Source organism: Streptococcus suis, from assembly GCF_002960625.1.
Classification (GTDB): Bacteria; Bacillota; Bacilli; order Lactobacillales; family Streptococcaceae; genus Streptococcus; species Streptococcus suis_T.
Map to the genome: position 1 here is coordinate 19220 of NZ_POJH01000032.1, position 14576 is coordinate 33795.

Annotated in this window: 10 protein-coding genes, 12 tRNA genes and 1 rRNA gene; 2 read left to right on the forward strand and 21 right to left on the reverse strand. The window is 43.9% G+C overall.

Annotated elements, in window-relative coordinates:
• Positions 1-44: 44 nt before the first annotated feature.
• Together rpoB and pbp1b are read right to left on the reverse strand one after the other, a co-directional pair.
• Positions 45-3617 carry a DNA-directed RNA polymerase subunit beta gene (rpoB, locus tag C1G49_RS07815; protein WP_105125249.1) on the reverse strand — a complete coding sequence of 1191 codons (3573 nt, stop codon included), beginning with the start codon at positions 3615-3617 and terminating at the stop codon, positions 45-47.
• 564 nt (positions 3618-4181) lie between these two features.
• Entirely contained in the window at positions 4182-6590 is a 2409-nt protein-coding gene (gene pbp1b, locus C1G49_RS07820; protein ID WP_105125250.1) for a penicillin-binding protein PBP1B, read from the reverse strand.
• Between the two features lie 123 nt (positions 6591-6713).
• Between pbp1b and tyrS the strand changes: the two genes are divergently transcribed.
• Together tyrS and C1G49_RS07830 are read left to right on the forward strand one after the other, a co-directional pair.
• On the forward strand, positions 6714-7970 hold the full coding sequence (tyrS, locus tag C1G49_RS07825; protein ID WP_105125251.1) for a tyrosine--tRNA ligase: 1257 nt from the start codon (positions 6714-6716) through the stop codon (positions 7968-7970).
• A 57-nt stretch (positions 7971-8027) separates the two neighbouring features.
• Positions 8028-8405 carry an HIT family protein gene (locus tag C1G49_RS07830; RefSeq protein WP_105125252.1) on the forward strand — a complete coding sequence of 126 codons (378 nt, stop codon included), beginning with the start codon at positions 8028-8030 and terminating at the stop codon, positions 8403-8405.
• A gap of 27 nt (positions 8406-8432) precedes the next feature.
• Here C1G49_RS07830 and C1G49_RS07835 read toward each other — a convergent pair whose 3' ends face one another.
• The 19 genes from C1G49_RS07835 to rrf all read right to left on the reverse strand — a co-directional run.
• Positions 8433-8642: a heavy-metal-associated domain-containing protein gene (locus C1G49_RS07835; RefSeq protein ID WP_105125253.1), complete on the reverse strand. Its 210-nt coding sequence runs from the start codon at positions 8640-8642 to the stop codon at positions 8433-8435.
• Positions 8643-8934: 292 nt separating this feature from the next.
• Complete coding sequence (locus C1G49_RS07845; protein ID WP_105125254.1) at positions 8935-9399, reverse strand: CopY/TcrY family copper transport repressor; 465 nt, start codon at positions 9397-9399, stop codon at positions 8935-8937.
• Positions 9400-9498: 99 nt separating this feature from the next.
• Positions 9499-11013: a zinc ABC transporter substrate-binding protein AdcA gene (locus C1G49_RS07850; RefSeq protein WP_105125255.1), complete on the reverse strand. Its 1515-nt coding sequence runs from the start codon at positions 11011-11013 to the stop codon at positions 9499-9501.
• Between the two features lie 8 nt (positions 11014-11021).
• The gene (locus C1G49_RS07855) at positions 11022-11834 is read right to left on the reverse strand and encodes a metal ABC transporter permease (RefSeq protein ID WP_105125256.1); all 813 of its coding nucleotides are present in this window, start codon (positions 11832-11834) and stop codon (positions 11022-11024) included.
• Entirely contained in the window at positions 11827-12531 is a 705-nt protein-coding gene (locus C1G49_RS07860; RefSeq protein ID WP_105125257.1) for a metal ABC transporter ATP-binding protein, read from the reverse strand. Before C1G49_RS07860 ends, C1G49_RS07855 begins: the two co-directional genes overlap by 8 nt.
• Entirely contained in the window at positions 12532-12975 is a 444-nt protein-coding gene (locus C1G49_RS07865; RefSeq protein ID WP_105125258.1) for a zinc-dependent MarR family transcriptional regulator, read from the reverse strand.
• Positions 12976-13321: 346 nt separating this feature from the next.
• Positions 13322-13405: transfer RNA gene (locus C1G49_RS07870), tRNA-Leu, on the reverse strand.
• Positions 13406-13416: 11 nt separating this feature from the next.
• Positions 13417-13488, reverse strand: a tRNA-Gln gene (locus tag C1G49_RS07875).
• 11 nt (positions 13489-13499) lie between these two features.
• Positions 13500-13572, reverse strand: a tRNA-His gene (locus C1G49_RS07880).
• Between the two features lie 7 nt (positions 13573-13579).
• A tRNA-Trp gene (locus tag C1G49_RS07885) sits at positions 13580-13650 on the reverse strand.
• Positions 13651-13657: 7 nt separating this feature from the next.
• Positions 13658-13738 (reverse strand) — tRNA-Tyr (locus C1G49_RS07890).
• Positions 13739-13753: 15 nt separating this feature from the next.
• A tRNA-Phe gene (locus C1G49_RS07895) sits at positions 13754-13826 on the reverse strand.
• Between the two features lie 9 nt (positions 13827-13835).
• Positions 13836-13909, reverse strand: a tRNA-Met gene (locus tag C1G49_RS07900).
• A 9-nt stretch (positions 13910-13918) separates the two neighbouring features.
• A tRNA-Ser gene (locus C1G49_RS07905) sits at positions 13919-14008 on the reverse strand.
• 8 nt (positions 14009-14016) lie between these two features.
• Positions 14017-14088 (reverse strand) — tRNA-Glu (locus tag C1G49_RS07910).
• Between the two features lie 11 nt (positions 14089-14099).
• Positions 14100-14173, reverse strand: a tRNA-Ile gene (locus tag C1G49_RS07915).
• A gap of 34 nt (positions 14174-14207) precedes the next feature.
• Positions 14208-14278, reverse strand: a tRNA-Gly gene (locus C1G49_RS07920).
• Between the two features lie 6 nt (positions 14279-14284).
• Positions 14285-14357 (reverse strand) — tRNA-Val (locus C1G49_RS07925).
• A gap of 109 nt (positions 14358-14466) precedes the next feature.
• Positions 14467-14576: ribosomal RNA gene (gene rrf, locus C1G49_RS07930) — 5S ribosomal RNA — on the reverse strand; the annotation flags it as partial.

Genomic DNA, 14576 nt, shown 5'->3' on the forward strand with positions numbered 1-14576 from the left:
CTTTCCGTTCTGAGATTTGGACCAACTTGTTCCATCCAATTGAATTACTCTTTGTCTTCCGCTTCTTCCGCTGCAAAGGCTGCCGCTGCGTCAGCTGCTGCTTTTGCACGTGCTTTTTCAAGATCATCTACGTGGATGATGTCATCATCTTCACCTTCATCAAGGTCACGCAATTCTACTTCATTGTTATCTTCATCAAGGACACGCATATCCAAACCAAGTGATTGCAATTCTTTGACAAGAACGCGGAATGATTCTGGAACACCTGGTTTTGGAATTGGTTTACCTTTGGTGATAGCTTCATAGGCTTTCAGACGGCCTGTCACATCATCTGACTTGTAAGTCAAGATTTCTTGAAGGACGTTTGAAGCACCGTAGGCTTCAAGGGCCCAAACCTCCATCTCACCGAAACGCTGACCACCAAACTGAGCCTTACCTCCGAGCGGCTGTTGGGTAACGAGTGAGTATGGTCCGACTGAACGAGCATGAAGCTTGTCGTCAACCATGTGGTGAAGCTTGATCATGTACATGACACCGACAGACACACGGTTGTCAAATGGCTCACCTGTACGTCCATCGTAAAGAATGGTCTTGGCATCTGAGTCCATACCTGCTTCTTTAACAGTTGACCAGAGGTCTTCTGAACTTGCACCATCGAAAACTGGTGTTGCGATATGGATGCCCAAGTTGCGAGCCGCCATACCCAAGTGAAGTTCCATAACCTGACCGATGTTCATACGTGATGGTACCCCAAGTGGGTTCAACATGATGTCAACTGGTGTTCCGTCTGGAAGATATGGCATATCCTCAACAGGTACAATACGTGAAACGACACCCTTGTTACCGTGACGACCGGCCATCTTATCTCCGACCTTGATCTTACGTTTTTGAGCGATGTAAACACGGACCAGCATGTTAACACCTGATTGCAATTCATCACCGTTGGCACGAGTAAAGATTTTCACATCACGAACGACACCATCGGCACCGTGAGGTACACGAAGAGATGTATCACGAACTTCACGTGACTTATCACCGAAGATAGCGTGCAAGAGGCGCTCTTCAGCAGAAAGATCTTTTTCACCTTTTGGAGTGACTTTACCAACAAGAATGTCGCCTTCTTTAACCTCAGCACCAATACGGATGATACCCATTTCGTCCAAGTTGCGAAGGGCATCTTCACCAACGTTTGGAATTTCGCGTGTGATTTCTTCAGGGCCTAACTTTGTATCACGGGTTTCTGATTCGTATTCTTCCAAGTGAACAGATGTATAAACATCGTCTTTCACTAGGCGTTCAGACATGATAACCGCGTCCTCGAAGTTGTAACCTTCCCAGGTCATGTAGGCAACGATAGGGTTTTGACCAAGAGCCATTTCCCCACGTTCCATAGAAGGACCATCTGCGATGAAATCACCTTTTTCTACAACATCACCCAATTTTACAAGGGTACGTTGGTTGTAGGCTGTACCTGAGTTTGAACGACGGAATTTCTGAATGCTGTAAACATCCAAAGAGCCATCTTCACGACGAACCTCAACTTTGTCTGCATCCGCGTAAACAACCTTACCATCGTGTTGGGCAATAACTGCCGCACCTGAGTCATGGGCAGCCTGGTATTCCATACCAGTACCAACGTAAGGTGCTTTTGGATCAATCAATGGAACAGCCTGACGTTGCATGTTGGCACCCATGAGGGCACGGTTGGAGTCATCGTTTTCCAAGAAAGGAATACACGCTGTCGCAACGGCAACTACCTGTTTAGGAGACACGTCCATGAAGTCTGCTGAGTCAGCAGCAAATTCTTGGTTGTTACCTTGGTGACGACCCATAACAATCTTGTCGATGAAACGGTTGTTTTCATCAAGTGGTGAAGTTGATTGTGCTACGATGTAGGCATCTTCTTCATCCGCTGTCAACCAAACAATTTCGTTTGTAACTGTACCAGTTGCACGGTCAATCTTACGGTATGGTGTTTGGATGAAACCATACTTGTTGAGGTGACCATAAGAAGACAAGTTGTTGATCAAACCGATGTTTGGTCCCTCAGGCGTTTCAATCGGACACATACGTCCATAGTGAGTGTAGTGAACGTCTCGAACTTCATATCCTGCACGGTCACGGGTCAAACCACCAGGTCCCAAGGCTGACAAACGGCGTTTGTGAGACAACTCAGAAAGTGGGTTGTGTTGGTCCATGAACTGTGACAACTGAGATGAACCAAAGAATTCTTTGATTGCGGCTGTAACAGGACGGATATTGATGATTTGTTGTGGCGTCAATACTTCATTGTCTTGAACAGACATACGCTCACGCAAGTTACGTTCCATACGAGTCAAACCGATACGAACTTGGTTGGCAAGCAATTCACCAACGGCACGAATACGACGGTTACCCAAATGGTCGATATCGTCTACGCGACCAAGTCCTTCAGCCAAGTTGAGGAAGTAGCTCATCTCAGCCAAGATATCCGCTGGTGTAACAATACGCACATTTTCAGCCGGATTAGCATTACCAATAACTGTTACAACACGGTCTGGATCTTTTGGTGCAACGATCTTAAACTTCTGCAAGAGAACTGGCTCAAGAAGAACAGCATTATCATTTGGAATGTATTCTACCAAGTTGAGCTCATCGAATTGTGCTTCTACTTTTTCAAGCACATCACGGCTTAAGACAGTACCCGCTTCCAAGACGATTTCGCCTGTTTCACCGTTAATGACATGCTCAGCAAGTGTTTGGTTGAGCAAACGAGTACGGAGGTTGAGCTTTTTATTGATTTTGTAACGACCAACAGGTGCCAAGTCGTAACGACGAGGGTCAAAGAAACGAGCTGTCAAAAGGCTACGAGAGCTTTCAGCTGTCTTTGGTTCACCTGGACGAAGACGCTCATAGATTTCCTTGAGGGCTTCATCTGTACGAGAATCCGCTGGGTTTTTGTGGATATCTTTCTCAATAGTGTTGCGAACCAATTCGCTATCACCAAAGATATCAAAGATTTCATCATCACCTGAGAAACCAAGTGCACGTACAAGCGTTGTAAATGGAATTTTACGCGTACGGTCGATACGAGTATAGGCAATATCTTTTGAGTCCGTTTCCAATTCCAACCAAGCACCACGGTTAGGGATTACCGTTGAACCATAACCAACCTTACCGTTCTTATCAACTTTATCGTTGAAATAAACACCTGGTGAACGAACCAACTGAGAAACGATGATACGCTCTGCACCGTTGATGATGAAGGTGCCCATTTCAGTCATGATTGGAAACTCACCGAAGAAAACTTCCTGAGTTTTAATCTCGCCAGTTTCCTTATTCACAAGACGGAAAGTTACATAAATTGGAGCAGAATAGTTGGCATCATGTGCACGCGCCTCTTCCAAAGTGTATTTTGGTTGCTTCAACTCATAACCCACAAATTCCAATTCCATGGTATCTGTAAAGTTTGAAACTGGAAGTACATCTTCAAAGACTTCTTTCAAACCATAGTCAAGAAAATCTTTAAATGAATCCGTTTGGATTTCAATCAAATTTGGTAAATCAAGAACTTCCTTGATTCTTGAAAAACTACGACGGGTACGGTGTTTACCGTACTGAACTTCATGTCCTGCCAAAAGTTTTCTCCTTTGTATTAAGATACGAGGGCGTATAGCACTCCAAAAGAAAATAGGACATCGACGAAGCAATCAAAGGATTGCAAGGAGATGTATCTTTTTCTACAGGAGTGTAGCCCGAGTTCAATTAAAGATACTAAGCCGTAAGCAACTCAAAGAAAAATAAGCGGTAAGTCCAAAATCTTTGATTTTGTAGACGCACCCTCGTCAGAACGACTAGGGCTTTCTAGACCAATAGTCGAAGAAAGTTCAGTCGTTTACGACGCCACGAAGTAAACAAAAACAAAGCTCTACAAACCTTATCTTTTTTCACAGAGTTGTAGGCGAGTTCAATTATAATAGCCATAAAATGACCAGTACTTGTCCTTTTTCTGAATATTTAGAATTTTTAAGAATAAGTAACAATTCTCAATGTAATCCCTCATAGACACAAAAAGAGCAGCTAAATCTTCCTTATAAAAAGTTTGATTTAACTGCTGCAAGCCTTGTTTGGACAATATTTCAAACAAGACACACGACAAATTATTTACAAAATTATACCACAACTTCTTCCAAAAAGCAAGGCTAATTATTATTCTCTTGCTGACTTGTTGTTGGCTGAGTTTCAGACGATGGACTAGTATTGGTAGCTGAGGAACTAGAAGAACTTGGACGAGTAGAGTTGCTAGATTGATTTGAATTCGTAGCTGAACCAACTACGCTATTCCAAGCCTGTGCCCGATCGCTATCTGTACCACCGACCATAAAGTTGTAGCTCGTAACAGGAGCGCCATTTTTAGCCCAATAACTAGTAGTCGTCGCACCACCAATCATGACCTGGCGTCCATTTACTTGCGTTGCTCCTGCACGTTGACCTGTAGAGGCAACAACATTCGAAGCAATCACGCTACCATCCAACTCAAAGCGACCTGCAAACATATCTGCATTCACATTATAGAGCGCATTAACCATATGAGCGACATATTGCGAATTGTTGTGATAGCCTGTCCAAACATACATTTCTGAGTTATCATCATTTCCAGCCCAAGTCCCCAGAGTTACTTTTGGAGTTGATAACATGAGCCAGACGTCATTTACCTCGTTACTTGTTCCCGTTTTACCGACAAAGTCCGAAGCTGCTGCCTGAGGATTTAAGCCACTCAACCGATTCTTGAAGGTCGTTGTATAGCCCGAATTCACTACTTGGCGCAAGAGTTGGTTCATGATGCTTGCGGTGGCCTTGGAATAGACTTGAACAGGAGCTGCTTCATGCTGGTAAACAACTGTTCCATCTGTAGCTGTGATATTTTCAATAATGTAGTGTTTATTATAAACACCCCCATTGGCCAACGTCTGATAGGCGTTGGTATTCGTCAATACAGAGATTTCAACCCCTCCGCCCAACGGTACACTTTCAATATCATACATCGGAATATGATAGTTCATCTTTTCCATATATTCCTTGGCGTTAACACCTGCATTTTGAATCATCTTGTAGGTCCAAAATGCAGGAATGTTTACAGACATATCAATTGCCGTCTGCAAGTTCATCATGCCCGAACCTCGACTGGTTCCATACATGATTGGTTGGCCACTTGAGAAATTAGTTGGATAATCCGACAAAATACTTGCCGAACCGATTAAACCTTGGTCAATGGCGATACCATACGCCAATAAAGGTTTAATGGACGAAGCAGGCGAACGCAGGGTATCAAAGGCATGGTTGTTTTGGTTAGTCGCATAATCCCGACCACCAACGAAACCTAGAATAGCTCCTGTGGAATTGTCAATCAGCACACTGCCTGTTTCAACGTACACATTTCCATTATCCAACACTGAACCGTAATTAGCAACAACTGACTGCATGGTATCATAAATACCCTTATCAACTGTACTCTTAATGGTATAGCCACCTTGACTAAGCTCCTGCTTAGCCAACTCCTCATAGGAACTCCTTGTTGCATCGTTCTTCAAGTCATTATCAGAAACCTTATCACGTTTCACCAAGTAGTCAAACATGACTTGCTGAGCCTCTTCCATCACCTCATAATAGAGATAGTCTTTGGTATCAGCTGTCACAGGCGCTGGGGCAATGAAGTCCTGCTTAATATCGTAAGCCTTATAGGTGTCATATTCTTCCTTGGTCAAGAACGAAGCACGATACATATTGAAAAGAACATCTTGATAACGTTCGATACCGTAAACCATATCCTCATCCGACTTACGAGTACCATCGGAAGCATATGGGGAATAGACAATTGGACTTTGCGGTAGACCTGCAATAAAGGCTGCCTGTGGAACTGTCAACTCACTGGCAGGTTTGCCAAAAATTCCTTGAGCGGCAGCTTCTGCTCCCGCAATATTTCGACCTTGATTGTTCCGCCCAAACGGTGAAACGTTCAGATAGATGGTCAAAATCTCTTCCTTGGTCATATTGCGTTCCAGGGCCAAAGCTGAAATAATTTCATTCGCCTTTCGAGTAAAAGTCGGTGCATCTCCGACCAACTGTTGCTTAATGAGCTGCTGGGTCAAAGTAGAGCCACCACTGGATGACCCAAAGCCAACTGAACCTAGTGCCGCACGCAAAACAGCTTTTGGTACAACTCCGTTATGACTTTCAAAAGTTTCATCCTCTGTTGCAATAACTGCTTGCTTGAGGTAGTCCGATACATCACCAGCCCCAACTGGTACACGAAGCAAGTCTGAATTTACCTCTGCTACCAAGCTACCATCAGAATAGACTACTTTGGAAATCCGACTTACTTCTGAAACCTGTGTCAGCAGTTCCTCGGTCTTAGGCACCTCAACCTTGTCAAACAAACTCGCAACAAAACCAACTCCTATACCTGCACCAAAAAGAACAAATAGGAACAACAAGACAGAAATAGAATTGAGCAACAATTTCAAGGTGCGAAGGAAAACGCCAAACGTATCTCCGAGCCCTAGAGCATTTGATTTATCTTTATGTTTTTGCTTATCTGATTTAGTCGTCATAGTAACTCCTTATCTTACCATTATACCAAATTTTGTTTATTTTCCACAATTTCATGGTATAATAAGGGAGAATTTTTATTGGTTAGATGTGGTTTTTATCACATTCTATTTAAGGAGAAACGCATGAACATTTTTGAAGAACTAAAAGCACGTGGCTTGGTCTTTCAAACGACAGACGAAGAAGCATTGGTGAAAGCATTGACAGAAGGGCAAGTATCTTACTACACAGGCTATGATCCAACAGCAGACAGCTTGCACTTGGGCCACTTGGTTGCCATCTTGACCAGCCGTCGTTTGCAGTTGGCTGGTCACAAGCCTTACGCCCTAGTTGGTGGTGCGACTGGTCTGATTGGTGACCCTTCCTTCAAGGATGCGGAGCGCAGCTTGCAAACCAAAGACACCGTGGACGGCTGGGTAACAAAAATCCAAGGTCAGCTCTCTCGCTTCTTGGATTTTGAAAACGGTGATAACAAAGCTGAAATGGTCAACAACTACGACTGGTTCTCAGGCATCAGCTTTATCGACTTCCTCCGTGATGTTGGTAAATACTACACAGTCAACTACATGATGAGCAAGGACTCTGTGAAAAAACGGATTGAAACCGGGATTTCCTACACCGAGTTTGCCTACCAAATCATGCAGGGCTATGACTTCTACGAACTCAATGACAAGCACAATGTAACCCTACAAATCGGTGGTTCTGACCAATGGGGCAACATGACAGCAGGTACTGAATTGCTTCGTCGCAAGGCTGACAAGTCTGGTCACGTGATGACTGTTCCTCTTATCACAGACTCGACTGGTAAGAAGTTCGGTAAGTCAGAGGGCAACGCTGTTTGGTTGGATGCCGACAAGACTTCTCCATATGAAATGTACCAATTCTGGCTCAATGTCATGGACGATGATGCCGTTCGTTTCTTGAAAATCTTTACCTTCTTGTCACTGGATGAGATTGCTAAGATTGAAGAAAAATTTGACGCTGCCCGTCATGAACGTCTGGCTCAGAAAATCTTGGCTAAGGAAGTCGTGACCTTGGTTCACGGTGAAGAGGCTTATAACCAAGCTCTGAACATCACCGAGCAATTGTTCGCAGGCAATATCAAAAACCTATCCGCAAAAGAACTCAAGCAGGGCCTCAGCAACGTTCCAAACTACGCTGTACAGGCTGAAGACAACCTTAACATCGTTGAACTTCTAGTTACCTCTGGTATTGTCAACTCAAAACGCCAAGCTCGTGAAGATGTGCAAAATGGTGCCATTTATGTCAACGGTGAGCGTGTGCAAGACTTGGACTATACCCTTTCTGACAGTGACAAGATTGACGGCGAGTTAACCGTTATCCGTCGTGGGAAGAAGAAGTATTCTGTGTTGACTTATTAAGATTTTTCAAGGAAATCCACCGTGATTTCCTTTTGTTCTATCAATAGGAGAACAGCTATGACCTGCATTTTTTGCCACCAACTCAAAGAAGAAGATATTCTCTACCAGACAGAATATTTCAAGGTGGTCTGGGACATTGACCCTATTCAAACTGGGCATCTGTTGATTATCAGCAAAGACCACTATGACACACTCAGTCAAGTCCCACCTACTATTCGCTATGAACTGTCGGACTTGGAAGTCTTTTTGACTGAAAAACTCTGTCAAACATTGGCAATTGACGGTGTGACCACAGCCTGCAACGATCGCTTATTTGACGCTGGTACCCATTTCCATGTTCATCTCATCCCACGCTTTCGAACAGACGGCTTCTGGGACCAAGTTAGGCTTACGCAAGCCCAGCTGGACCTGAACAAACTCCTCAAAGCATTATAAAAAGCAGCCCGACAGCTGCTTTTTCGCTTATATCAAGTCTTCCACTTCATAGATAGTATCATCCAGCACCTCTTGGTACCGTTCCAAGTCATAGACCACAGAGGTTTCCACCTCCGCCAACTGTTCTTCCAGCTGGATGTTCACTTCTTCCACCCCGTCCAAGCCCAAGAGATGATTGGTCACGTGTTTGACACAGTTCTGACAGGATAAATTTTTCAATTTCAAAGTTTGCTTCATCTTTTTTCTCCTTTTTTATACTCAATGAAAATCAGGTTCAGACTAGCTCCAAAGGTTCGGGGAACCTTTGGAGGTTAGAAATTGGGCGAGTCTATTCGCTACAAAAAGGTTCGGGGAACCTTTGAAGGTTGGAAATAAAGCGAACCTGTTCGCTACAAAAAGGTTCGGGGAACCTTTGGAGGTTGGAAATTGGACAAACATCTTCGTTTCTCACGAGCAGATAGAACCCTACTACTTTCGCATTTTCAGGTAGTAGGCTGTAAAGCTCCACAGGAGCTTTACACTCATCAAGTCAAGTCAACAAGGTCTGAGGTTGATTTCGAAGAGTATGATGATGTCCACAAGTACATTGACCAGCCAAGCATTGACAGGCGATGCGCTCAGGTGCAGTCTTTTGAAGCTGCGAGATTTTGCTAGCTAGATTTTCTAGGCTTTTTTTGGAAAATGTCCCTGTGTCTAGCAAGCTTTCGACCAGCTGTCCCTGTTTGGTGGAACATATGGTAGCCAGTAAGAGCTCCACCTGCCCCTGCAAATGCTCCTCCTCACTGATGAGAGGATAATAGTGGTACTTGCTGGTTTTCTTAGTCATTCTCAGATAGTCTTTCTTCCGTAGCCGTCCCAAAAGGGTCTTAATGGTCGTTGCCTGCCAATCAAAACCCTCCTGCAAAGCCTGAATAATTTCCTGCGAAGTTGCACCAGGCTTAGCCCACAAGACCCGCATGACCTGCCACTCCGCAGCTGAAATCGTCTGCTCCACAAGCTCACCTCCAACCAATCGTATTTCTAAAATTAGTTTACATTTGTAGTCAAAAAATGTCAAGAAAAAGGACTGAACATTCCGTTCAGTCTTATTTTCTTAGTGAGCTAACATCTCTTGAGCAATTTCAAAACCAGTCATACCAACAGGATAGTAAGTTGGCCAGTTTTCCATTTCTTCAAAGAGTTTTTCTTGGCTCTCACCACCGAAGAAGATATGGAAGTGGCCTGTCTTCACAGGAGCAATATTATGATCGCTAAACTGCACATACTTGTAGTTTCCGGCATTGGCATCTGTCGCTTCAAATAAGAAACGAACACCACGATTACCTTTCTTATAAGTTAAAATCTTATAACCCACATATTTATAGGTGAATTTTTGCTTCTTATCTCCCACTACAAATTCCATAGTGTTGTCTGTGATGTTGATCTGATTGACATCTGTCTTGTAGCCAGTGTCGTAGTATGCCTTATATTCTTCAGCTGTCATACCGCCTTTGAGCTTAGCCTTGTAGTCCCAAACTTGGTCCAGCGTACCATCTAGCAAGTAAGGATACACAGACTGCCATTCGCCAGCATAATCTGACAGAGTGCGATCTTTAACAGCACTGTCTTCAAAGTAACCATTGTAGACTGTTTTGGTTGTTACCTCTCCCTCTTCTGGTAAGATTTCAACACCTGCTTGGGAAGTCGTCTTCTCAAGCGCAGTCAAATTGTCCTCCATCACAGAGATAAAATCTTCTCCATTTTTCATCGCCTCATCCGTCAAACTTTCAAGCGGATTGAGAACATCTAGCTCCACACCCGTTTCTTTGGCAAGTGTTTCAGCTACAGATTTTGAGGCATTTTCTTCAAAATAGATATACTTAATACCGTATTGCTTGATATATTCAGTCAATTCAGCCAAACGAGTCGGAGTTGGATCTTCATCCGCAGCAACACCTGTAATAGAAACTTGTTTCAAGCCATAATCCAAAGCCAAGTATGCAAAGGCAGTGTGTTGAGTTACAAAGTATTTTTGCTTAGCCACTGACAAAGTTTCAGTGTATTGAGAATGTAGAGCCTCTAACTTTTCAATATAGGCAGCAGCATTTTTCTCAAAAACAGCCTTCTTATCCGGGTAATTCGCAATCAAACTATCACGGATATTCTCTACAAGTGTGATGGCACGTTCTGGGGACAACCATACATGCGGATCATAAGCATGGCTATGTCCTTCCTCACTATGATCATGCTCCTCGTGCCCCTCTTCTCCACCAGGCAAGAGCAACATTCCCTCAGTTGCACTGATAACATCTACTTTCTCTGTATCCACCGAATCTTCAATATCATGGACCCACGTTTCCATGTTTTCATTCTCATAAATGAATGCATCTGCCTCTTGGATACGGGCAATATCTTTAGCTGAAGGCTCATAACCATGGACCTCTGTCCCTGCTTTAATCAACAACTCTACATTGGCTTCATCACCTGTTACCTGTTTCGTGAATTCGTATACAGGATAAAAAGTCGTGACGATATCCAACTTGCCATCTTCCTGAGAAGCTGTGCTATTGCCACAAGCAGCTAACAATAAGGCTGAAGCAGACAAGAATAACAAACCAATTTTTTTCATATATACTCCTATTTTTTAAATTTTTGCATCACATTCACCAGTAAGAAAATACTGATAAAAATCAAGGTAATACTTGCACTAGCAGGCGTTTCTGCATAGTAAGATGTCAACAAGCCCGTAACCATTCCAAAGAAACCAACCAGCATACCAATCAAGATAACTGCCTTAAAACTCTTTCCTAAGCGAAGGGCAATGGAGGCCGGTAAAACCATAATGGTCGACACCAACAAGGCACCCGCTGCAGGAATCATCAGGGCAATGGCGACACCAGTCACCACATTAAAAGCAATGGACATGGCCCGCACAGGTAAGCCATCCACAAAAGCTGTATCTTCATCAAAGGTCAAAATATACATAGGCCGTAGAAACAGCAAGGTCAATACAATAACAATCACAGCGATAGCAAATAAGGCAAATACCTGTTCTTGACTAATGGTCACAATCGAACCGAATAAATATTGTTCCAGGCTCAATCCCGACTTCCCGCCTGACTTATTCATAACAATCAGCGAAATAGCCAAACCAGTCGACATGAGAATAGCCGTCCCGATTTCCATAAAGTTTTTATAAATGGTCCGCAGGTATTCCAGAAATACCGCTGCCACAATGACAATCAGAACCGTCGAAAGTGTCGGTGAAATCCCCAAAACAAGACCAAAAGCCACACCAGCCAAGGAAACGTGACTGAGAGTATCCGACATCAGACTCTGCCTTCTCAAGATGAGAAAAACTCCCAGAACAGGCGAAAACAAGCTCATGGCTATGATGGCTAGAAAGGCCCTTTGCATGAAATCATAGTTGAAAACAGATAAATCAAGCATTGGACACCTCCTCATCCGCTTCATGTACGTTAAAGCAACGCCAAGGAGATTGCTGATCTCGCACCAGATGAATATTGCGATCCGCATACTGACTTAACTCATCAGGATCATGCGTAATCATTAGAACAGCCTTACCATGCTTTTTAGCCGAGTGGTGCATGAGTTGGTAAAAAGCATCCTTGGTTCCAGCATCCATTCCCGTTGTCGGTTCATCCAAGATAAAAATATCTGGATCCGAAGCGAACATCCGGGCAATGACAGCACGTTGTTTCTGTCCCCCGCTCAAAGACCCCAGTTTCTTATCCCTGTGTTCCCACATACCTACTGCTTCCAAACTAATCCGAATATGTTCCTCATCATGTCCAGTGAGCCGACGAAACCAACCCTGACGTGGATAGCGACCTGATTTTACAAATTCATAGACAGTGCTAGGAAAACCAGCATTAAAACTCGCAATCTGCTGGGGCAAATAGGCCATGCGCAACTTCTTCCCTTTTATACTTTTCTCTGCAAAGGCCACTTTCCCAAATCTAGGCTTTAATATACCCAAAGTAGCTTTTATCAAGGTTGTCTTTGCAGCCCCATTTTCACCGGTTAGAGTAACAAACTCCCCACTATCCAAGTGGTAATGGATATGTTCCAATACAGGTTCCTTATCATAATAGAAGGATAAATCCTCCACACTTATATATCTCATCTATCTTCTAATTTTCTCCACTAAATCATTCATAAAGCGACTAATGACTTCTTGTTCACTCTCACTGTAACGCGACAACAAGTGCTCATAAGCCTCCAAAGTATGAGCGTGATGATGGGCATGTTCAGCCGCGATTGGCTTAGCAGCTTCCGTCAAACTAAAACGCACAACACGGGCATCCTTTGTATCCCTTACAGCAACCAAAAGTCCCTGCGTCACCAAAGCTTTTGTTGCTTTGGTAATTGCAGCCTGACTAACATTCAGTTCCTTAGCAATTTCCGTATTGGTATAGGCAGCCTTTTCAATCAACATCAAAATATGCTCTTGCGTATTTGTTAATTTGACTGAACTCTGACAACTACCAACTAAAATCTCTAATTGGTTCTCAGAGCTTAAAACAATTTCATGTAAACATTTTTCAATCTGTGATGCAAGATGACTCATACAATTCCCTTAACTCTTTAATTAACTTGTTAAGTATATCATAGAAAAAAAGAAAAGACAAGGAAAATATGAAAATTATTTACAAAATTTCAACTACATATAACAAATGCAATCCTATATATCACCTCATAATTTATAACAGCCCTACAATAGATATCTTTAGCCCCTACTACTGACTAACCAAACCCTTCGCTCTATAATTTTTCAGATCAAACTAGTGGCAGATAAAACAACCTATAAATGTGGGCACACATCTCCTCACTACAGTTGACAAAGAGCCCTTAAAGAAGGAAATTAAATGCACAAAACAAAAGACAAGGCTAAGAAACCTTGTCTTTTTCAACTATACCGGCGGCCGGGGTCGAACCGGCACGTCCTTGCGGACACTGGATTTTGAGTCCAGCGCGTCTGCCAATTCCGCCACGCCGGCATATAGTTTAACTGGGGTAGCTGGATTCGAACCAACGCATGAGGGAGTCAAAGTCCCTTGCCTTACCGCTTGGCGATACCCCAATATTAAAATAGGCGAGTGAGGGGAATCGAACCCCCGAATGTCAGAGCCACAATCTGATGTGTTAACCACTTCACCACACCCGCCATAAAACACGGGCAGTAGGAATTGAACCCACACTGAAGGTTTTGGAGACCTTAGTTCTACCTTTAAACTATGCCCGTAAAGGTATGGAGAGAGAGGGATTCGAACCCCCGAACCCGAAGGAGCGGATTTACAGTCCGCCGCGTTTAGCCACTTCGCTATCTCTCCAAAATATTAAATTAATGGCGCGAGACGGAATCGAACCGCCGACACATGGAGCTTCAATCCATTGCTCTACCAACTGAGCTACCGAGCCATAAGAATATTGCGGGAGCAGGATTTGAACCTACGACCTTCGGGTTATGAGCCCGACGAGCTACCTAGCTGCTCCATCCCGCGATAATGAAAAGGAGGATGTGGGATTCGAACCCACGCACGCTTTTACACGCCTGACGGTTTTCAAGACCGTTCCCTTCAGCCGGACTTGGGTAATCCTCCAAAAAATATAGTCCGTACGGGATTCGAACCCGTGTTACCGCCGTGAAAAGGCGGTGTCTTAACCCCTTGACCAACGGACCATAATCTATAATGGGCACGAGTGGAATCGAACCACCGACCTCACGCTTATCAGGCGTGCGCTCTAACCATCTGAGCTACGCGCCCAAACACTTGTTTGGGTTTATGAACAATCGTTCAAAGCGGGTGACGAGAATCGAACTCGCGACAACAGCTTGGAAGGCTGTAGTTTTACCACTAAACTACACCCGCTTTTAATGGGAGTTAACGGGATCGAACCGCTGACCCTCTGCTTGTAAGGCAGATGCTCTCCCAGCTGAGCTAAACTCCCAATGGGTGGAACTTAGCTCAGCTGGGCAATGGAGAAAACTTCGTTTTCCTCATCTCCAACTTGAAAGATCGAATTCCTCTCGCTTCCAACTAAGCTAAACTCCCTATTCGCTAAGCGACTACCGTATCTCACAGGGGGCAACCCCCAACTACTTCAGGCGTTCTAGGGCTTAACTGCTGTGTTCGGCATGGGAACAGGTGTATCTCCTAGGCTATCGTC

Coding starts and splice junctions, on each gene's coding strand:
- pbp1b (WP_105125250.1), bottom strand. CDS start 6,590: ATGACGACTAAATCAGATAAGCAAAAACATAAAGATAAATCAAATGCT.
- tyrS (WP_105125251.1), top strand. CDS start 6,714: ATGAACATTTTTGAAGAACTAAAAGCACGTGGCTTGGTCTTTCAAACG.
- C1G49_RS07830 (WP_105125252.1), top strand. CDS start 8,028: ATGACCTGCATTTTTTGCCACCAACTCAAAGAAGAAGATATTCTCTAC.
- C1G49_RS07835 (WP_105125253.1), bottom strand. CDS start 8,642: ATGAAGCAAACTTTGAAATTGAAAAATTTATCCTGTCAGAACTGTGTC.
- C1G49_RS07850 (WP_105125255.1), bottom strand. CDS start 11,013: ATGAAAAAAATTGGTTTGTTATTCTTGTCTGCTTCAGCCTTATTGTTA.
- C1G49_RS07855 (WP_105125256.1), bottom strand. CDS start 11,834: ATGCTTGATTTATCTGTTTTCAACTATGATTTCATGCAAAGGGCCTTT.
- C1G49_RS07860 (WP_105125257.1), bottom strand. CDS start 12,531: ATGAGATATATAAGTGTGGAGGATTTATCCTTCTATTATGATAAGGAA.
- C1G49_RS07865 (WP_105125258.1), bottom strand. CDS start 12,975: ATGAGTCATCTTGCATCACAGATTGAAAAATGTTTACATGAAATTGTT.